This window comes from Actinoallomurus liliacearum, assembly GCF_039542035.1.
Lineage (GTDB): Bacteria > Actinomycetota > Actinomycetes > Streptosporangiales > Streptosporangiaceae > Actinoallomurus > Actinoallomurus liliacearum.
Genome location: NZ_BAABHJ010000008.1, coordinates 232,187 through 250,307, shown reverse-complemented (window position 1 = coordinate 250,307; position 18,121 = coordinate 232,187). Strand labels below are relative to the sequence as shown.

Sequence of the window (18,121 nt, the reverse complement as noted above, 5' to 3'; positions counted from 1 at the left end):
CCGGCGGGACGCTCAGGCCTGCGGTGCCGAATGCGTCTGCGGGGCGGACGGCGAGTACGGCGCCGAGGGCGCCTGGGGGGCCGACGGCGCGTGCGGAAGGTCCGACAGGTGCGGCCCCGACGGTCCCGTCGGGTCGGGCGGCGTGTGCGGGGTCGGCGGTGCCTTCGGGGCCGGCGGCTGGACGAGCTCGTCGCCGCCGCCCGGCTGGCGCACGGCCGCGAACCTGAGCCGTACGTAGTCGGCCATCCATCCGGACTCACGGCGGAGGGCGGGCGCGGCCAGTTCGTTCACCCGGTCGAGGAGCGGTCCGGCGAGCTCCGGGGGAACCTCGGCGATCAGCTCGGGGGCGAAGAGCCGGACCCAGTCGGCGGCGCCCTCCGGGCACTCGGTCAGGCGCGTCGGCCGGTCGAAGTACTCCATGAGCCGTACGACGAAGCCGCACTCCTCCAGCCGGGTCGCGTACTCGGCGGGGGTGGGGAAGTACCAGGGCAGCTCCGGTTCCGGCAGGCCGAAGACGCGCCAGGCCGTCTGCACGGCGGTGATCAGCTCCGCGCAGTTGCCCGCTCCGCCCATCTCCGCCACGAAGCGGCCGCCCGGCCGCAGTGCGGCGTGCACCCGCGAGATGACCGCGGAGGGGTCACGAGTCATCCAGTGCAGCGCCGAGTTGGAGAAGACGGCGTCGTACGGCTCGCTGAGCGTGAAGTCGTGCGCGTCGCCGACGGCGAACGACAGGTGCGGATTCTGGGAGCGCGCCGCGTTGACCATCTCGAGTGATTCGTCGATCCCGACGACCTCCGCGCCGCGCGCGGCGATCTCGGCGGTCGAAACGCCCGTTCCGCAACCCAGGTCGATGATGCGCTCGTCGGGCTGAGGATCGAGCAGGTCGAGCAGCGGCGCCCCGTGCGCGGAGACGTACCCGAACGCGGTGTCGTACGTCGCCACGGCCCATTGCATGAGCGCAACATATAGGACATAGCCGCCAACTGCCGTAACGTCTCGCATCCTGGATCGCTCGCCGTGATCAGCGTCACGATCCGTCAGCAGCGGCGTCGACTCCCGGCGCGGTTATCCACAGACCTGGGGACGGGCCTTACGGCGGGAGTACGCGCCGGGCGAGGCTTTCGGGAGACCGATTCGGAGGAAGACCGGCTCCCGGAGGCAGCTCCATGATCGACCTGACCGTTCCCGCGTCCGTCGCCGCCCCCTTCGTGGTGGCCACCGCGCATGCCCTCGACGATCCGGCCGCGGTGGCGCGCGGCCGGGTGCGCCTGCCGTTAGCGGCCGAGCTGCTCGGCTCGCCGCTCCTTCGGCTCCGCGACCGGCCCGCGGCCGAGTCCGGATACGCCGACCTCATCGGCTCCGCCGCGTTGGCACGGCCGGACGAGGCGCACCTCCTCGACAAGGCGCGGCGGCACATCGTGATCACCGGGCAGGCTCCGCCCGTCTCCCAGCCCGAGCACGCCCAGGCGGCCCGCGAGATCGCCCGGGTCGTCGCCGAGGCCTGCGACGGGGTCGTGTACGACGCGTGGTCGCACCAGGTGCTGCCGCACGCCTTCCGGTTCGGCCCCGAGCACCCGGAGTTCTGCCTGGCCGACGACTGGCTCGCGACGTTCGTCACCGGCGGGGAGGGCGGCGAGCTGCACCTGGTGACGTGCGGGCTGCACCGTTTCGGGTTCCCCGAGCTGGAGGCCGTCGCGGTTCCGGGCGGCAACCTGTTCGCGGCGGTCACACTGCTGCGCTCCCTGGCCGTCGGCCTCCTCGACGAGCACTGGGCGTGGCTGACCTGCAACCCCGGCGCCCGGCTCCGCCGCGTCCCGGCCGAGAGGACGGTGGACGGCACCGACGTCTGGCGTTACTGGGCGGCCGCGCCGACCGGCGCGGCGAGTGCGCCCGTGCGCGTCCGCCTGAGTCCCGCCCCGCCCGAGGGGGCCGACACCCTGCCCTACCTCGTCGCCGGGCCGCCCGCCGACTTCGACGCCCCCGCCGCCCTGTGGTGGAACGACGTCGTCGACCTGGCCATGCCCTACGTCCCCGAGGCGCCACGCCGCACGGCCGCCTGAGCCGGCGCCCCATCCGTCCCGAACGTCAGAGAGGCGGTCATGTCCCCCTTCCTGCTGTCCGTACCCGAGGTCGTCACCTCGCACTATGTGATCGCGACCAGCGAGCCGCCGGTCGACCCCTACGCGGTCGTCCCGTGGCGCGTGCCCGAGCCGTTCCGGAAACCGGCCATCGAGGCGCTCAAGACCCCGCGGCTGGGCATCTTCACCATCGACGCCGGCGAGGCGACCTGGCGTCTCGACGACGTCCTGGCCTCCGACGAGGACCGGCGGCGCGTCCGCGAGTCCTCCCACCAGATCCTGCTCGTGCACCAGGCGCTGACCGTCGAGCAGCCGCACCGCGAGCAGGTCGCGCGCGCCGTGGCCCGGGCCCTCGCCGACGCGACGAACGGCGTCCTCATCGACCCGCAGGCCCGGCAGGTCCTTCTGCGCGACGGCCTGGCGCGCGCCGAGCGCGGCTGGTTCCGGATGGGCGACCAGTGGTTCGGCACCCGCTACGAGGCGGACGAGGCGGCACGCCGCCCCGGCCCGGGCGGCGCGGCCGGGTGTTCGTGCCTGCGCATCACGCTGCTCGGGCTGCGCCGGTTCGGCCTGCCGGACCTCGTGATCGACGAGGTCGCCTGCACGCAGGACCTGCCCGCGCTCAACCTCCTGCGCGCGGTCGCGTCCCGGCTGCTCACCGACCAGTGGCGGTGGTGCCGGGAGCATCCGGCGCGGCCGACGCGCAGGCTCGACGACCATCCGCGGATCGAGCCGGACGACTTCTGGGCCTTCTGGGGCGCCACTCCCTTCCTGGACGGCGCTCCGGTGGTCACCCGGCTGACGGCGACCTCGGGCGGGACCCTGGAGGTGGCTCCGCCCGACGGCTATGCCGGCACGGTGGCCGACTGGAGCCGCGAGGTGCTGGCCCCCGCCCTGCCGCCGCTCGTCGGCTGCCCCGCCGACGAGGACACGGCGCACGCGCGGTCCGCCGGGGGCGGAGCGTGACCCGCCTCTAGAATCCGATTCTGTATTCGTCTGTATCCGTCCGCGGGCGCGAGGAGCAGCAGTGACGTACACCGAGATCGACTACACCGTCGCCGACGGGATCGCGACCATCACGCTGGATCGCCCCGAGCGGCTCAACGCCTTCACGCTCGTGATGCGCGGCGAGCTGATCGACGCCTTCGACCGCGCGGACGCGGACGACGACGTCCGGGTGGTCGTCGTCACCGGCCGGGGCCGGGCCTTCTGCGCCGGGGCCGACCTGGAGCGCGGCGGCTCGACGTTCGACTACAAGGCCGCGAGGGACATGTTCGGCGGCGAGGACACCTTCGAGGACGGCGCGCCACGCGACGGCGGTGGCACCGTCGCGCTCCGCATCGCCCGCTCGCTCAAGCCGGTGATCGGAGCGATCAACGGCCCGGCGGTCGGCGTCGGCGTCACGATGACCCTTCCGATGGACGTCAGACTCGCCGCGGAGGGCGCGCGGTTCGGCTTCGTCTTCGCCCGGCGCGGCATCGTCACGGAGGCCGCGTCGAGCTGGTTCCTGCCGCGCCTCGTCGGCATCGCCCAGGCCATGGAGTGGGCCGCCACGGGCCGGGTCTTCGACGCCGAGGAGGCGCTGCGCGGACGCCTGGTGTCCTACGTCCACCCCGCGGACGAGCTCCTCGACGCGGCGTACGCGCTGGCCGGGGAGATCGCGGCGAACACCTCCGCGGTGGCCGTCGCGGCCGTGCGGCGGCTCATGTGGTCGGGGCTGGGCGCGTCCTCGCCGTGGGACGCGCACCGGGCCGACTCCCACCTGATGTACGCGCTGGGCTCCGCCCCGGACGCGGCCGAGGGCGTGACGTCGTTCCTGGAGAAGCGCCCGGCCGAGTTCCCCATGAAGGTCAGCCGGGACCTGCCCACGGAGGTCCCCGACTGGCCGTCGCCCTGACCGCGCCCGCCTGGCGGCGGGCTCCATCAGGTGACCCAGCCCGGTTCATGGCCTCCGGCGGCCGGGACCCGTGTCCGCGCCCTGCCCGGCCCGGTCGGGGACCGGCGGCGCCGGACGCTACGAGCGGGGTGCTCGGCGTGGCGGCGGCGGGGGGACGGTCTTGCCCGCCACCAGGTCGGCCTCGGCCACCTCGACGACGGAGCCGTCGCGGCGGCGCACGGTCAGCCGGCCGTCGGCCCACCCCTGCAGCTCGCCGACGACGTCGCTGTACGCTCCGCTGGGAACACGGCGTCGTAGGGACACTCGGCGTCCGATATCGGACGGAGTTATCGAAACGACATACCGGGCGGAGAAACGCGGGCCGATGTGACGCCCCCCATGGTGAAAGCGTTGGCTGACAGCGGCAATACTAGGCAATGACACCGCTGCGAGCGTGGCGATGGCCACAGACGTTGAGGAGTAGCACGTGACCTACGTCATCGCGCAGCCCTGCGTGGACGTGCTCGACAAGGCATGCATCGAGGAGTGCCCCGTCGACTGCATCTACGAGGGCAAGCGCATGCTCTACATCCACCCGGACGAGTGCGTCGACTGCGGCGCCTGCGAGCCGGTGTGCCCGGTCGAGGCGATCTTCTATGAAGACGACACGCCGGATCAGTGGAAGGACTTCTACAAGGCGAACGTGGAATTCTTCGACGATCTGGGCTCGCCGGGAGGTGCCTCCAAGGTCGGCAAGATCGAGAAGGATCACCCGATCGTGGCGGCGCTGCCGCCGCAGGGCGAGGAGGCCTGAGCCCACGCCGCCCGGTGCTTCCGGACGCGAGAGCTCAGCACAGGCCGAGGCGCGCCGTCTGTCGGTGAGCGGCAGACGGCGCGCGGACGTTGGGGGGACACACTTTGATCAGGACGCTGCCCGACTTTCCCTGGGACCTGCTCGTTCCGTACAAGGAGCAGGCGCGGCAACACGCCGGCGGCATCGTCGACCTGTCGGTCGGCACGCCGGTCGACCCGACGCCGCGGATCGTCCGGCAGGCGCTGATGGACGCCGCCGACGCGCCCGGTTACCCCGCCACGTACGGCACCCCCGAACTGCGCGACGCCGTGGCGGGCTGGCTGACCCGCAAGCTCGGCGTCGAGGCCGATCCGGCCGCCGTCCTGCCGGTGATCGGCACCAAGGAGGCCGTCGCCTGGCTGCCCACGCTGCTGGGCGCCGGACCGGGCGACCCCGTGGTCTTTCCCGAGCTGGCGTACCCGACCTACGACGTCGGCGCGCGGCTCGCAGGCGCGACGCCGCGGGCGGTCGACGGACTGTTCTCCCTCGGGCCGGAGACTCCGAAGATCGTTTGGATCAACTCGCCGTCGAACCCCACCGGCAAGGTGCTGCCCGCCGACCATCTGCGCAAGGTCGTCACGTGGGCGCGGGAGCGCGGCGCCGTCGTCATCAGCGACGAGTGCTACATCGAGCTCGGCTGGGAGGCCGAGCCGGTCTCGGTGCTGCGCCCGGACGTCTGCGACGGAGACCACCGCGGCCTGATCGCGCTGCACTCGCTGTCCAAGCGCTCCAACCTCGCCGGATACCGTGCCGGCTTCATCACCGGGGACCCGGTCCTGATCACCGCGCTCCTCGAGGTGCGCAAGCACGCTGGCATGATCGTTCCCGCGCCGGTTCAGGCCGCCATGACGGCCGCCTACCGCGACGACGCGCACGTCGAGGAGCAGCGCGAGCGGTACGCCCGCAGGCGCGCCGTCCTCCGTACTGCCCTGGAGGCGCACGGCTTCCGCATCGACCACTCCGAGGCCGGGCTCTACCTCTGGGCGACCCGTGACGAGTCCTGCTGGGACACCGTGAAGGCACTGGCGGAGCTGGGCATCCTGGTCGCGCCCGGGGACTTCTACGGCACGGCGGGGGCCCGGCACGTACGCGTCGCCCTTACCGCCACCGACGAGCGCGTCGACGCCGCCGTCGCCCGCCTCACCACCTGATCCGCACGCGCCGACCGGACCGCGCCGCATGCGCTGCGCCGGAGCCGCGCCGTCGGTCCGCCGGGATCTCCACCCGTGGCTGAGCCGACGGAGATGGGGCTGCGGCAGCGGGAGACGGCGCGCCGCACGGGAACACCTCGGTCGGGGGGCGACGGGATCAGTCGGGCAGGTCGGCCACACGGGCGGCGACCGGGCCGAACAGGTCGCCGATCGTGGTCAGGGCGGCGGCGTGCAGGGCGTCCGCCGCGATCGGGGCGCCGTCCGGGCCCGCCAGCGGCCGGGTCGCGCAGGCCTCGGCCACGACGGTGGGCCGGTAGCCCAGGTTGAACGCGCCCTGCGCGGTGAAGGACGCACATGTGGGTCTTGACTTCCTCCCCCTCGTGAACGAGGGGGATTCCTGCGGCTCACGCCGCAGGGCTTCCTGCTTCAAGGCCGACAGCCCCGACCGGGAAGAGTCCCGACCGAGGTCTTACCGCAGCTCCACAGGCCGATACCGCCAGCCCGGCGGCCAGAAGATTCTTCGCTGCGTTCACGTCCCGGTCATGGGTCGTGCCGCAGCCACACGTCCAAGTGCGGACATTCAGCGGCATCGTGTCGGCCACGGTGCCGCAGGCCGAGCACAGTTTGGAGGAGGGGAACCAGCGGTCGACCACGATCACCTCGCGGCCGTACCATTTGGCTTTGTATTCCAGCATGCTGCGGAACTCACTCCATGCGGCGTCAGAGATGGCGCGGGCCAGTGCATGGTTCTTCAGCATGTTCTTCACGGTCAGGTCCTCGATCACGACCACTTGGTTCTCGCGGACGAGTCGAGTGGTGAGCTTGTGCAGACCGTCGCGGCGCCGATCGGTGATCCGGGCATGGATCCGGGCGACCCTACGCCGGGCCTTGGCCCGGTTGGCCCCATCCCCTTTGGCCTTGCGGGACAGTTCCCGCTGCGCGCGGGCCAGGCGCCTGCGGTCCCGGCGCTCATGCCGGGGGTTGGTGATCTTCTCCCCGGTGGACAGGGTCAGCAGATGCTCCAGCCCGGCATCCACCCCGACCGCGTTGCCGTTCGCAGGCAGCGGCTGGATGCCGGGGTCTTCGCACAGCAGGGACACGAACCAGCGACCGGCCGCATCCTGGGACACCGTCACCGTCGACGGCCTCGCCCCCTCCGGCAGCGGCCGAGACCAGACGATGTTCAGCGGTTCGGCCATCTTGGCGAGGGCGAGTGCCCCCTCCCGGAACCGGAATCCGCTGGTCGTATATTCGGCGGACTTGCGAGACTTCTTCTTCGCCTTGAACCGCGGATACCTCGCCCGCTTGGCGAAGAAATTCGCGAACGCCGTCTGCAGATGCCGCAGCGCCTGCTGCAACGGAACGCTGGACACCTCATTCAAGAATCCCAGGTCCTCGGTCTTCTTCCACGCCGTCAGCATCGCCGAGGTGTCGTTGTAACCGACGCGTTCCCGCCGCGACCACCACGCCTCGCTGCGGGCCTCCAGCGCAAGGTTGTAGACCTTCCGCACATACCCGAACGTGCGCGACAGCTCCGCTGCCTGCGCATCGGTGGGATGGAAGCGGTACTTGAACGCATGCTTCACACGGGGGGTCACAATCAGTGAACTATAGCGTCAGCGTGTGACCGGCCGCGTGTTTTCCGATGGTGGACGCCGGATCGCCGTGACGGCGATCCGGCTGATCCTTGCCCTGCTCCGCCGGGGTCCGATTCCTCCCCGCCCTGAAGGGCGGGGTCTCCTCGGAGGATTCAGATGAAGCCCGCCAGCACCAGGTCAGGCCCGGCGCCCATCCGACGGGTCTGCGACGGTGCGGTCAGTGACCGGCCTCCGTGACGGGTTCCGGAGCCGGTTCCGGCGCGGGGCGGGCCTTCGGGCGGAGCACCGAGAAGGCCAGGATCGCGGCGGCGACCCCGCCGACCACGCCGACGATCGAGGTGGTCTGCATGGCGTGGGTGAAGGCGTCCTTGGCGGTACGGGCGAGCGTGGTGTCGCCGCGGGCGGCCGCGATGGCCAGCGCCTCGCCGATCGAGTGCCGCGCCGGCCCGGCGCCGTCCGGCATCGCGGCCGTGTAGGCGGCCGTGAGCACACTGCCCAGGACGGCGATGCTGAGCGCCTGGCCGACCTGCTGGACGGTGTCGTTGACGGCGGAGCCGACACCGGCGCGCTCGGGGGGCAGGGCGGCCAGCAGCGTCCCGTACGCGGCGGGTCCGGCCGTTCCGCTGCCCGCACCCAGGATCACCAGGGCGACGGCCAGTTTCAGGTACCCGTCGCCGGAAGTGATCGAGGCGAGCGCCGCGAAGCCCCCGGCGACCAGGACGAGCCCGGCGGCGAGCGCGACACGGGCGCCGAACCGCTTGTCCACGACGACGCCGACGCCGTTGAAGGCCATCGCGGCGACGACGAGGGGGATGAGCGCGAGACCGGCCTTCATCGGTCCGTAGCCCAGGACGAACTGCAGGTACTGGGTGAGGGCCAGCAGGCAGCCGCCCGCGGAGAAGGACAGCAGGACGATCGACAGGCTGGCGCCGCTGAAGTTGCGGTCGCGGAACAGGGCCATCGGCAGCATCGGCTCCGCGCACCGCCGCTCCCACAGGCCGAAGGCGGTGAGCGCCACCGCGGCCACGCCGAATCCGCCCAGCGTCTGTGGCGTGGACCAGCCGTCCTTGGCGGAGAAGATCACGCCCCAGACCAGGGCGGTCACGCCGGCCATCGACAGGATCGCGCCGACCAGGTCCGGGCGGCGGGCCGGTCCACGCGACTCGGGGATGATGAGCAGCGCCGCCACGATGCCGAGCACGGCGATCGGCACGTTGAGCAGGAACACCGAGCCCCACCAGAAGTGCTGCAGCAGCAGGCCCCCGAAGGTGGGGCCGCCCACCGCGCCGAGCATGAGTACCGAGCTCCAGATGGCGATGGCCTTCTTGCGCTCCGCGTCGTCGAAGACCGTCGTCAGGATGGACAGGGTGCCGGGCATCAGGAACGCGCCGCCCACGCCCATCGCCGCGCGGGTCGCGATCAACTGGCCGGGGCTGTTGGCGAACGACGCGGCCAGCGAGGCGCCGCCGAACAGGATCAGCCCGATGATCAGCCCACGGCGCCGGCCGTGGCGGTCGGACAGACTGCCGGCGGTCAGCAGCAGCCCGGCGAAGACCAGGATGTAGGCGTCGAGGATCCACTGGATGTCGGAGTTGCTCGCGTGCAGGTCGCGGATGAGCGACGGGATGGCGACGTTGAGCACCGAGTTGTCGATGACCAGCACCAGCAGGCTCAGGCACAGCACGCCGAGGATCCACCAGCGGCGCGGATGAGAGGTCGACATGGGCGTCCGTTCGTACGGTGTTCGATTTTTCTCGCACACCGTACCACTGCTCTCGAACGGCGTACTAGTAAACTCGAACACCGTGCGAGCGCCGATAGGCTGGTGCTGCAAGTGACTCTGCTGAAGGACCGCGAATGTCGTCGAACGCTGACCCCCTGGCGAACTCCGTCTGGACGCGACCGCCGCGCTCGCGCGGCGCGCAGCCGACGTTGAGCCGCGAGCAGATCGTGCGTACCGCCATCGAGCTGCTCGACGAGAAGGGGCTCGACGGCCTCAGCATGCGCCGTCTCGGCAGTCGGCTGGCCGCCGGGGCGACCTCGGCCTACTGGTACGTCGCGACCAAGGACGAGCTGCTCGAACTGGTCCTCGACGAGGTCATGGGGGAGATCGAGGTCCCGGAGGTCGGGGCCGCGGACTGGCGGACCGCGGCCGCCGCCCTGGCGCACGGGCTGCGCGCGATGATCCTCCGGCATCCCTGGGTCGCCGGCCTGTTCGGCGTCCGCCCCGCCATGGGGCCCAACGCGATGCGCATGAGCGATCGCATGGTCGGAGTGCTGATCGCCGCGGGCTTCACGGGCATGCCGGTCGCCTACGCCAGTTCGCTGCTGATGTCCCACGTCATCGGCTCCGCCACGATGGAGTCGGCGTGGCGGAGGTCGCTCGCCCCGGGTAAGACCGCGAACGAGGCGGTCGAGGACATGCGGCCGTACATCGACGACGTCGCCGCCCGCTACCCGGACTACGGTGGCTGGTGGCGGGAGAACCGGGATCTGGACGCCGACCGCCTGCAGGACGAAGGGTTCGCCTTCGCCGTCGAGCGGCTCCTCGACGGCCTCCAGAGCTGGCTCGACCGGGGCGGCGAGGCCGGGCCGGCCTGAGCGGCAGTGGACCGAATCACATTCTGTCGGCTCGGGCGTAAGTGATAAATTACTGACGTCGATTGGTTCGAGCCGAGGAGGCCGAAAGTGCGGCGCGAGATCTTCACCGACGAGCACGAGGCCTTCCGCGAGATGGTGCGGTCGTTCATCGCCAAGGAGATCGAGCCGTTCCACGAGCAGTGGGAGAAGGACGGCGTCGTCTCCCGCGACGTGTGGCTCGCCGCCGGGCGGCAGGGACTGCTCGGCATCGACATGGACGAGCGGTACGGCGGCGGAGGCGACCCGGACTACCGCTACTACGTCGTCCTCAACGAGGAGCTGGCCCGCGCCGGGATCCACGGCCCTGGCTTCTCGGTGCACAACGACATCAACGGCGCGTACCTCAACCGCCTGGCCACCGACGAGCAGAAACAGCGGTGGCTCCCCGGCTACTGCTCCGGGGAGATCATCACCGCGATCGCCATGACCGAGCCGGCCGCCGGTTCCGACCTGCAGGGCATCCGCACCACCGCCGTACGGGACGGCGACGACTACGTCCTGAACGGGCAGAAGACCTTCATCTCCAACGGCGTCCTGTCCGACCTGGTCATCGTCGTCGCGCGCACCGATCCGGACGCCGGGCACCAGGGCATCAGCCTCATCGTGGTCGAGCGCGGGATGAAGGGCTTCGAGCGCGGCCGCAACCTCGACAAGATCGGCATGCACGCCCAGGACACCGCCGAGCTGTACTTCGAGGACGTCCGGGTGCCCCGGGCGAACCTCCTCGGCGAGGAGGGCCAGGGCTTCATCTATCTCATGCAGAACCTCTCGAGGGAGCGCGTGTCGATCGGCGTCGGCGCGCTGGCGGGCGCGGAGCGGGCCTTCGAGCAGACCCTGGAGTACTGCAAGACCCGGGAGGCGTTCGGCCGGCCGATCGGGCGGTTCCAGCACAACCGCTTCACCCTTGCCGAGATGAAGACCGAGCTGACGGTGGCCCGCGCCTTCACCGACCGGTGCATCGTCGAGCACGCCGCCGACCGCCTGGGCGCGGAGGAGGCCTCGATGCTCAAGTGGTGGAACACCGAGCTGTGCAACCGGGTCATCGACCGCTGCCTGCAGTTGCACGGCGGCTACGGGTACATGAGCGAGTACCCGATCGCCAAGGCGTACCTCGACGCGCGCATCCAGACGATCTTCGGCGGCACGACCGAGATCATGAAGGAGATCATCGGCCGGGGCCTCGGCGTGTAGACCGCCGGTCTTCCGCCGGTGCGGCGGGGCCGTCCGGAACGGCCTCATCGGCCTCCGCCGTCCGCCGGATCACCGGCCCCTTCGGATCGGCCGCGGCGTCCGTGGCGTCGGCCGGTTCCACCGTGCCGTCCTCCCCCTGCGGGGCGCCCAGGCGTCGCAGGACCGGGCTCAGCGCCAGCGCGACGAGCAGGTTGACCGCCACGGCGAGGACCCCCGTGTACACCGTCAGCTTGGTGTGCAGACCCAGATGGCTCAGCGCGTACTGCGCGCTGCCCCAGTGCGGGCGGATCTGCTGTCCGGTGGAGACGTTCACGGCCGGCGTGACGTACAGCATCCACAGACCGCTGCCGATGCCGGCGGCCCAGCCGGCCAGCAGCGCCCATCGGTGAAGCCGGCGGGCGTACAGCCCGAGCACCAGCGCCGGCAGTGTCTGCAGGACGATGACACCGCCGATGAGCTGCAGGTCGATGGAGAACTGCGGGTTGAGGAGCAGGATGACGGCCACCGCGCCGACCTTCACCACGAGTGACGCCAGCTTGCTCGCCCGCGCCTGGGTGGCGGGGGAGGCGTCCGGCCGGACGTACTCGGTGAAGACGTTCCGGGTGAACAGGTTCGCCGCCGCGATCGACATGATCGCCGCCGGGACCAGGGCGCTGATCCCGATGGCCGCGAAGGCGATACCCGCGAACCAGTGCGGCAGCAGCGAGTCGTACAGCAGCGGGACGACGGTGTTGGCGTCCGGCTTGCCGCCCGAGGTGACGGGCTTGATGCCGGCCGCGACCGCCATGTACCCCAGGAGCGCGAGCAGTCCGAGGATCAGGGAGTAGGCGGGCAGCGCCGCCATGTTCCGGCGTACGGCGTCGCGGTTCTTCGCCGCCAGCACCCCCGTGACCGAGTGGGGATAGAGGAACAGGGCCGCCGCCGAACCGAACGCGAGCGTCGAGTACCCGAGCGCGGTGCCGGACGGCAGCAGCGTCCCGTCGCCGGTGCCCTTCGAGTGCGCGAACTTGGCATCGGCGGCGTGGAAGATGTGACCCCAGCCGCCGAGTTTGGCCGGGATGTACAGCACCGCGATGAGCACCACGATGATGATCAGCGCGTCCTTCACGAAGGCGATGAGCGCGGGCGCCCGCAGTCCGGACTGGTACGTGTACGCGGCCAGGACGGCGAACGCCAGGACGATCGGCCAGTCGCCGTGCACGCCCGTGGCCTTCAGCACCGCCTCGACGCCGACCAGTTGCAGCGCGATGTAGGGCATCGTGGCCACGATGCCGGTGACCGCGATGGCGAGCGCGAGCAGGCCCGAGCCGTACCGGGCGCGGACGAAGTCGGCCGCCGTGACGTACCCGTGCCGCCGCGATACGGTCCACAGCCGCGGCAGCAGCAGGAAGACCATCGGATAGACCACGATGGAGTACGGCACGGCGAAGAAACCGGTCGCGCCGGCCGCGAACACCAGGGCCGGAACGGAGACGAATGTGTATGCGGTGTAGAAGTCGCCGCCGATCAGGAACCACGTGAGCCAGGAACCGAAATTCCGGCCGCCGAGCCCCCATTCGTCCAGGTGGTCGAGGTGTTCCGCGCGCCGCCACCGGGATGCCGCGAATCCCATGCCCGTGACGAGGGCGAACACCACGATGAGGATCGTCAGCTCGGTCCATTTCATTGCGGATCATCCCTCGTCGCGCGATAGACGATCACGATGAGCGCGATGGTGACCGGAACCCAGGCCAGCTGGTACCAGTAGAAGAACGGGACCCCGAAGAACTCCGGGCCGCGGCGGTCGTACACCACCGGAACCAGCGTTCCCGCGAGGGGAAGCAGCAGTAGTGCCTTCATAGGTTCCGATAATGCCCCGTTCCGGCGTTTTTAAGGGGTTGAATTTTCGGTAATCATCACGCTTACATGCTGCTCTCCTAGTCATTGAAACAATGATTGGGCGCGGCGGGCGGGGTCGTGAGAATAACGGGCAGGGCACGTCTGATCGGAGTCATCACTTTTCCCGACCCACACGAGGAATGAACGGTCATGAACGGCGCTGAGAGCCTGTTGCGTACGGCGGCGGCCCACGAAGTCGACGTCTGCTTCGCGAATCCGGGAACCACCGAACTACCACTGGTGAGCGCGCTCGACCGGGTCGGCGGCATCCGGCCGGTGCTCGGCCTCCACGAGGCCGTCTGCGTCGGTGCCGCCGACGGGTACGGGCGGATGACGGGCCGGCCCGCCCTGACGCTCGTGCACCTCGGCCCGGGCCTCGCCGACGGGCTGGCCTGCCTGCACAACGCGCGGCGCGCGGGCACCCCGGTCGTGGCCCTGGTCGGTGACCAGGCCACCTGGCACCTCGCCGCGGACGCTCCGCTGACCACCGACCTCGAGGCGGTCGCCGCCGCCTTCTCCACGTGGACAGGACGGTCGACGTCCGCGGCGGGAATGGCCGCCGACCTCGCCGAAGCCGTCGAACGGTCCCGGCGCGGCCCGGTCTGCCTGATCCTGCCCGCCGACCTCGCCGACGAGCAGGTCGAGTCCGGCGACTCCACCCGGCCGGTCCTGGCCCCGGACTCCGCGGCCGGCGCCTCCGGGTCGACTCCGGTCGACGAGGAACGCGTCGCGGCCGCGGCCGACGCGCTGCGCGGCGCCGGTCCGGTCGTCCTGTTCCTCGGCGGTCGGGCGCTGTCCCGGCCGGGCCTGCTGGCGGCGGACGCGATCGCGCGCGCCACCGGCTGCCGGCTGGTGCACGAGACCTTCCCCGCGCGCGTCGAACGCGGTGGCGGCCTGCCCGCGCCGATGCGCCTCCCGCACGTGTACGCCGACGCCGCGGCCACCCTCAAAGGGGTGGAGACGGTCATCCTCGTCGGCGCGCGCGAGCCCGTCAGCTCCTTCGGCTACCCCGGCCTGCCCAGCAGCCTCGTTCCCGCCGACGCCGCCGTCCAGTCGCTGGCCGGAGCCCCGCAGGACTCGTCCGACGACGCCGTGAACGCCCTGGAGCGCCTCGCCGAGCGGGTCGCCGGCCGGGAAGGGCCGCCGCCCGCACGCGGCACCGTGCGGGACCGGCAGCTCACCGTCCCCTCCGGGGTCCTCACGCCCGAGACGTTGTCGGTCACGGTGGCCGCCGGGCAGCCCGAGGGGGCGATCGTGGTGGACGAGTCGCTCACCGCCGGATTCGACTACCACCAGGCCGCGATCCCCGCCCCCGAGCACACCTGCATGGTGGCCCAGGTCGGCGGCGCGATCGGACACGGGCTGCCGCTCGCCACCGGCGCGGCCATCGCCTGCCCGGACCGTCCCGTGATCACGCTCCAGGCCGACGGCAGCGCCCTGTACACCATCCAGGCGCTGTGGACCCAGGCCCGCGAGGACCTCGACGTCACGACCGTGCTGTGCAACAACCAGAGCTACGAGATCGTCAAGATGGAGATGAAGAACGCGGACCGGCCGTTCGGCAACGCCTCCCGGTCGCTGCTGAGCCTGGACCGGCCGGAGGTCGGCTGGAGCGCGCTCGCAGAGGGGCTGGGCGTCCCGTCCATCCGCGTCACCACCGCCGAGGAGCTCGCGGGGGCGTTGAAAGCCGCCCTGTCCGAGTCGGGGCCGCACTTCATCGAGGCGGTCATCCGGCAGTGACTTCGCCCGGGTAATCCTGTCAGGACGCGGGTAAGGCAAGCGCGTGCTCAGACGAACCCAACCACGGAAGGGCCGCGAGATGCTCGACCGGCGCGATGACGTCGCGACGCGGGAGCGCGCCGACACGGCGCGATCCCGGTCCGGATCGGTCGTCGACCTCCTCAACCGGGCCGCCACACGGATGCCCGTACCGATCATGCTGGCGGGCGCCGTCTGTGTCGCCCTGTCCTCGGTCTTCGTGCCTCTCGCGCACGTCTCGACCGGAACGGTCACCTTATTCCGCAGCCTGCTCTCGATGCCGTTCCTGATCCCGATGGCGCTCTCCGAGGCGCGGACCGCCGCGGCGCGGCCGCCGAACTCCCGGTGGATGGCCTACACCGCCGGCGTGCTCCTGGCGGGCGACATCCTGCTCTGGAACCAGGCGATCGCCGACAGCGGCGCCGGCATCGCGACCGTCATCGTGAACGCCCAGGTCATCCTGGTGCCCCTCCTCGGCTGGATCTTCCTCCGGGAGCGGCCGACCGCCGCGTTCGCCGCGGTGGTGCCGGTCATGCTCGCCGGGGTGGCGCTCGCCGGGGGCATCGTCGGCGGCGGTTCCGGGAAGAACCCGACGCAGGGCGCGATCTTCGCCGCGGCCGCGGCGCTCTGCTACGCGGGTTTCCTCTTCCTCCTGCGCCAGGCGAGCGACGCCGACCACATCGTCGTGCCCGTCACCGAGTCGGCGGCCGCCTCCGGTGTCGTGGCGCTCATCGTCGGCCCGTTCTGGCACGGCCTGGACCTGCTGCCGGGCTGGCCGGCGTTCGGCTGGCTGGCCGCGATCGCCCTGGCCGGGCAGGTGGCGAGCTACCTGCTGATCGCCAGCGCGCTGCCCCGCCTGTCGGCCTCGGTCGGCGCGGCGCTCCTGCTGCTCCAGCCGGTCGGCTCGGTGCTCCTCGGCGCCGTCATCCTGGGTGAACGCCCCACGCTGCTGCAACTCGGCGGCTGCGCGGTCGTCCTGGTCGCCCTCTACCTCGCCACCCTCGCCGCCCGCCGCGGCGACTCCGGCGACGAACAGACCGATCACTCGGAAGCCGAGTCCCCCCAGCGCTCCTGAGCCAACGGCCGCGTACGCCGGGGCCGACCCCGGCGTACGCGGCCGGGCGAGAAGACGTCGGCGCTCACGCGGAATCCGGCTTATCGCCGCCGTTATCAGAACACCGCCGATTTTACTTGAATTTTACTCGAATACCTTCAAGTAGAAGTCGGTGTGGTAATCCCCGTCACACGTCCAGTACTGGGGGTGGTATTTCGCGGCATAGGCCTGCCCGGCCTCGTGGCAGGACGAAATCGTCTCGTACGGCCCGCCGACCGTGACCCACGTGTCGGCGTGAGCGGCGGTCGTCAGTGTCGCCGTCGCGACGCCCGCTGCCAGGAGCGTCGCAGCGGAGAGTGCGAGTCTCTTCATGCATGCACCTTTCGTTGACATGCCCATCCACTTATATCGCCAAGCAATATAAGTGGCTTATGTGGAAAGTAAGCCCCGGACGATCTTGTTGTCAATGGACCGGTCCACTCCGATTTCGGTGCACCGTGGTGAAACGGGGCGCGGGTGCGCGGAATGCTCGGTGAACTCCACGCGCCCCGCCCTGCAGAAAGGACAAAGCGCGTCAAACAGGGCGACCCTTCTGGCGTTCTCCGAGACCTATGTACGCCCGAGACGACGTCAGCCCCCTGGCCGCAGCACCTCAACGGCTCAGGTCGTCCGGCCGCCGATCGGTGCGCCCGAGCGGACAGCGACCTTCGCCGTCGCGATTAGGGCAGCAGGCCACGGTCAGGTCGATGAAGCCGCCGCCTCGCAGCCACCAGGCCCACACGACGTCGTTGCCCCGGTGCAAGGCGTCCAGGGCGTTGGCGGTCATCGTCTCCAGGGACGGCGCCTGCCGTTGTTGTTCGAGGTGCATCCGCTGGTCGGCGATGTCGGCGTACTGCTGCGCCAGCCAGGCCACCGCGTCGGTGGGGTCGTCCCAGGTGCCTTTGACCATCCGTGCGGGTTTGGTGAGCCAGGCGCTGGTGGCCTCGGGCGGGACGACGGCGGTCTGGAACTCGGTGGTGCCGGCGCGGCGTGCGTCGTCGAACGGTTTGATCGCCTCGCCGGCGCCTCGGTACAGGTACGCGTGGAAGTGCACTGGTCAGTCCTTAGGATCGTGGGTGCGTCCCCCGACTTCGCCTCGGGGGACGCGCCATCACTCACCGCATGCCGATGACGGCGATCTCGACGCAGGCCTCACCGTCCTCGCCGGTATAGCCACCGCACCGGCGCACGGCCTTGCGCCACACCGCTTCCTTCACGAACTCCACCTCCTCCCTGCCCTCGTTGTGAAGGAGATGGAGGCCTCGGGAGCGACCCCCTCAAGCCGCCCCGAGGCTTCCTGCCCGCACGACCGTTCTCAGGGGGGTGAACGGCCGTACGGAGTCTGGGCGGATTTCGGACCTGAGAAAGTCCGTGGAATCACAGGACCGCCGTGCGCGGCGGCGAGTTCAACCTCCTGGCAGTGCCGCAGAAGCTGCCGTGGGTCGCGGTCGTAGATGATGGTGGGCTCCGCGCCGAACTTGGCGAGAGCGGCGTACTCGCGCCGGTACCAGCACCACATGACCAGCCAGTTCGGCGCGGCGGCCTGGATCGCGGCGAGCTCGGCGGGGGACGGGTCCGACCGCACACGTCGACGAGGCCGCGGTGCCGCAGGTCGGTCGGGTTCAGGAACCAGAATGCCGACGACGGCGAGAATCCGCCGGATCACTGCTCGGCTCCGGCCGTCCCGTCGGTGCGGAGCACGTTGACGATGCGGCGGCCCGCCTCATCGACGTCTTCTGCGGGCACCATCGGCTCGTACTCGGATGGCGCGTCGCGGGTCGTCCCGGACCACTGCCAGTGCCACCACAGGCCGCCTTGGTGCACGCGGAGCACAAGCGGCTGGCTCATCCGGGTGTTGCGAGGATTGCGCACCTCGACGGTTCCATCTCGGTCAACGGTGACGTTCAGGCCCTGCCGTATGAGAAGAGGTGCGAGCCGTAGAACCGCTGCCTTGATGACGTCGATCGATGGGGTGTGCGTGGTGTGGGCTTGCACCCGACCTCCT

19 protein-coding genes and 1 pseudogene are annotated in these 18,121 nt (G+C 70.9%); 9 read left to right on the top strand and 11 right to left on the bottom strand.

Annotated elements, in window-relative coordinates; translation table 11 throughout:
* Nucleotides 1-12: 12 nt before the first annotated feature.
* Nucleotides 13-954, bottom strand: coding sequence for a class I SAM-dependent methyltransferase (locus tag ABD978_RS15915; RefSeq protein ID WP_345354248.1), 942 nt, complete (start codon nucleotides 952-954; stop codon nucleotides 13-15).
* 212 nt (nucleotides 955-1,166) lie between these two features.
* Here ABD978_RS15915 and ABD978_RS15910 point away from each other — a divergent pair, with 212 nt between their 5' ends.
* From ABD978_RS15910 to ABD978_RS15900, 3 genes are all read left to right on the top strand, one after another.
* Nucleotides 1,167-2,060, top strand: coding sequence for a hypothetical protein (locus tag ABD978_RS15910; protein WP_345354246.1), 894 nt, complete (start codon nucleotides 1,167-1,169; stop codon nucleotides 2,058-2,060).
* 39 nt (nucleotides 2,061-2,099) lie between these two features.
* Complete coding sequence (locus tag ABD978_RS15905) at nucleotides 2,100-3,044, top strand: hypothetical protein (RefSeq protein ID WP_345354244.1); 945 nt, start codon at nucleotides 2,100-2,102, stop codon at nucleotides 3,042-3,044.
* Nucleotides 3,045-3,105: 61 nt separating this feature from the next.
* Nucleotides 3,106-3,975, top strand: a complete 870-nt coding sequence (locus ABD978_RS15900; RefSeq protein ID WP_345354242.1) for an enoyl-CoA hydratase-related protein — start codon at nucleotides 3,106-3,108, stop codon at nucleotides 3,973-3,975.
* Between the two features lie 117 nt (nucleotides 3,976-4,092).
* Here the strand turns inward: ABD978_RS15900 and ABD978_RS15895 are convergent, their stop codons facing one another.
* The gene (locus ABD978_RS15895) at nucleotides 4,093-4,290 is read right to left on the bottom strand and encodes a putative acetyltransferase (protein WP_425550733.1); all 198 of its coding nucleotides are present in this window, start codon (nucleotides 4,288-4,290) and stop codon (nucleotides 4,093-4,095) included.
* Between the two features lie 151 nt (nucleotides 4,291-4,441).
* Here ABD978_RS15895 and fdxA point away from each other — a divergent pair, with 151 nt between their 5' ends.
* Nucleotides 4,442-4,768: a ferredoxin gene (fdxA, locus tag ABD978_RS15890; protein ID WP_345354238.1), complete on the top strand. Its 327-nt coding sequence runs from the start codon at nucleotides 4,442-4,444 to the stop codon at nucleotides 4,766-4,768.
* Nucleotides 4,769-4,875: 107 nt separating this feature from the next.
* Complete coding sequence (dapC, locus tag ABD978_RS15885; RefSeq protein ID WP_345355911.1) at nucleotides 4,876-5,958, top strand: succinyldiaminopimelate transaminase; 1,083 nt, start codon at nucleotides 4,876-4,878, stop codon at nucleotides 5,956-5,958.
* A 157-nt stretch (nucleotides 5,959-6,115) separates the two neighbouring features.
* On the opposite strand, the gene ABD978_RS15880 is transcribed toward dapC, so the two are convergent.
* The 3 genes and pseudogenes from ABD978_RS15880 to ABD978_RS15870 form a co-directional block, all read right to left on the bottom strand.
* Nucleotides 6,116-6,388, bottom strand: a complete 273-nt coding sequence (locus ABD978_RS15880) for a cysteine hydrolase family protein (protein ID WP_345355967.1) — start codon at nucleotides 6,386-6,388, stop codon at nucleotides 6,116-6,118.
* Nucleotides 6,368-7,544, bottom strand: a pseudogene (locus tag ABD978_RS15875) (RNA-guided endonuclease InsQ/TnpB family protein); the annotation flags it as partial. The gene ABD978_RS15880 and the pseudogene ABD978_RS15875, both read right to left, overlap by 21 nt.
* A 229-nt stretch (nucleotides 7,545-7,773) precedes the next feature.
* Nucleotides 7,774-9,279 carry an MFS transporter gene (locus ABD978_RS15870; protein ID WP_345354236.1) on the bottom strand — a complete coding sequence of 502 codons (1,506 nt, stop codon included), beginning with the start codon at nucleotides 9,277-9,279 and terminating at the stop codon, nucleotides 7,774-7,776.
* Between the two features lie 134 nt (nucleotides 9,280-9,413).
* Between ABD978_RS15870 and ABD978_RS15865 the strand changes: the two genes are divergently transcribed.
* Both ABD978_RS15865 and ABD978_RS15860 read left to right on the top strand, forming a co-directional pair.
* A complete protein-coding gene (locus tag ABD978_RS15865) occupies nucleotides 9,414-10,157 on the top strand; it encodes a TetR/AcrR family transcriptional regulator (protein ID WP_345354234.1) in 744 nt (247 codons plus the stop codon).
* 87 nt (nucleotides 10,158-10,244) lie between these two features.
* Nucleotides 10,245-11,387 carry an acyl-CoA dehydrogenase family protein gene (locus tag ABD978_RS15860; RefSeq protein ID WP_345354232.1) on the top strand — a complete coding sequence of 381 codons (1,143 nt, stop codon included), beginning with the start codon at nucleotides 10,245-10,247 and terminating at the stop codon, nucleotides 11,385-11,387.
* Here ABD978_RS15860 and mctP read toward each other — a convergent pair.
* Together mctP and ABD978_RS15850 are read right to left on the bottom strand one after the other, a co-directional pair.
* Nucleotides 11,362-13,053 carry a monocarboxylate uptake permease MctP gene (gene mctP, locus ABD978_RS15855; protein ID WP_345354230.1) on the bottom strand — a complete coding sequence of 564 codons (1,692 nt, stop codon included), beginning with the start codon at nucleotides 13,051-13,053 and terminating at the stop codon, nucleotides 11,362-11,364. The two genes, ABD978_RS15860 and mctP, sit on opposite strands and share 26 nt — an antisense overlap.
* A complete protein-coding gene (locus tag ABD978_RS15850; protein WP_345354229.1) occupies nucleotides 13,050-13,226 on the bottom strand; it encodes a DUF3311 domain-containing protein in 177 nt (58 codons plus the stop codon). The genes mctP and ABD978_RS15850 overlap by 4 nt, the downstream gene beginning before the upstream one ends.
* 189 nt (nucleotides 13,227-13,415) lie before the next feature.
* Here ABD978_RS15850 and ABD978_RS15845 point away from each other — a divergent pair, with 189 nt between their 5' ends.
* Both ABD978_RS15845 and ABD978_RS15840 read left to right on the top strand, forming a co-directional pair.
* The gene (locus ABD978_RS15845; RefSeq protein ID WP_345354228.1) at nucleotides 13,416-15,005 is read left to right on the top strand and encodes an acetolactate synthase large subunit; all 1,590 of its coding nucleotides are present in this window, start codon (nucleotides 13,416-13,418) and stop codon (nucleotides 15,003-15,005) included.
* 43 nt (nucleotides 15,006-15,048) lie between these two features.
* On the top strand, nucleotides 15,049-16,098 hold the full coding sequence (locus ABD978_RS15840; protein WP_345354226.1) for a DMT family transporter: 1,050 nt from the start codon (nucleotides 15,049-15,051) through the stop codon (nucleotides 16,096-16,098).
* A gap of 123 nt (nucleotides 16,099-16,221) precedes the next feature.
* Here ABD978_RS15840 and ABD978_RS15835 read toward each other — a convergent pair whose 3' ends face one another.
* The 4 genes from ABD978_RS15835 to ABD978_RS15820 form a co-directional block, all read right to left on the bottom strand.
* Nucleotides 16,222-16,449 carry a hypothetical protein gene (locus ABD978_RS15835; protein ID WP_345354225.1) on the bottom strand — a complete coding sequence of 76 codons (228 nt, stop codon included), beginning with the start codon at nucleotides 16,447-16,449 and terminating at the stop codon, nucleotides 16,222-16,224.
* A gap of 280 nt (nucleotides 16,450-16,729) precedes the next feature.
* On the bottom strand, nucleotides 16,730-17,170 hold the full coding sequence (locus ABD978_RS15830; RefSeq protein ID WP_345354224.1) for a hypothetical protein: 441 nt from the start codon (nucleotides 17,168-17,170) through the stop codon (nucleotides 16,730-16,732).
* A gap of 261 nt (nucleotides 17,171-17,431) precedes the next feature.
* Complete coding sequence (locus ABD978_RS15825) at nucleotides 17,432-17,701, bottom strand: hypothetical protein (RefSeq protein ID WP_345354223.1); 270 nt, start codon at nucleotides 17,699-17,701, stop codon at nucleotides 17,432-17,434.
* A gap of 77 nt (nucleotides 17,702-17,778) precedes the next feature.
* Entirely contained in the window at nucleotides 17,779-17,964 is a 186-nt protein-coding gene (locus tag ABD978_RS15820) for a hypothetical protein (protein ID WP_345354221.1), read from the bottom strand.
* Nucleotides 17,965-18,121 lie beyond the last annotated feature (157 nt).

What these genes read in the sequence shown, in the direction of transcription:
- ABD978_RS15915 (WP_345354248.1), bottom strand. Translation starts at nt 954, where the DNA reads ATGCAATGGGCCGTGGCGACGTACGACACCGCGTTCGGGTACGTCTCC.
- ABD978_RS15910 (WP_345354246.1), top strand. Translation starts at nt 1,167, where the DNA reads ATGATCGACCTGACCGTTCCCGCGTCCGTCGCCGCCCCCTTCGTGGTG.
- ABD978_RS15905 (WP_345354244.1), top strand. Translation starts at nt 2,100, where the DNA reads ATGTCCCCCTTCCTGCTGTCCGTACCCGAGGTCGTCACCTCGCACTAT.
- ABD978_RS15870 (WP_345354236.1), bottom strand. Translation starts at nt 9,279, where the DNA reads ATGTCGACCTCTCATCCGCGCCGCTGGTGGATCCTCGGCGTGCTGTGC.
- ABD978_RS15865 (WP_345354234.1), top strand. Translation starts at nt 9,414, where the DNA reads ATGTCGTCGAACGCTGACCCCCTGGCGAACTCCGTCTGGACGCGACCG.
- mctP (WP_345354230.1), bottom strand. Translation starts at nt 13,053, where the DNA reads ATGAAATGGACCGAGCTGACGATCCTCATCGTGGTGTTCGCCCTCGTC.
- ABD978_RS15850 (WP_345354229.1), bottom strand. Translation starts at nt 13,226, where the DNA reads ATGAAGGCACTACTGCTGCTTCCCCTCGCGGGAACGCTGGTTCCGGTG.
- ABD978_RS15845 (WP_345354228.1), top strand. Translation starts at nt 13,416, where the DNA reads ATGAACGGCGCTGAGAGCCTGTTGCGTACGGCGGCGGCCCACGAAGTC.
- ABD978_RS15835 (WP_345354225.1), bottom strand. Translation starts at nt 16,449, where the DNA reads ATGAAGAGACTCGCACTCTCCGCTGCGACGCTCCTGGCAGCGGGCGTC.
- ABD978_RS15820 (WP_345354221.1), bottom strand. Translation starts at nt 17,964, where the DNA reads ATGAGCCAGCCGCTTGTGCTCCGCGTGCACCAAGGCGGCCTGTGGTGG.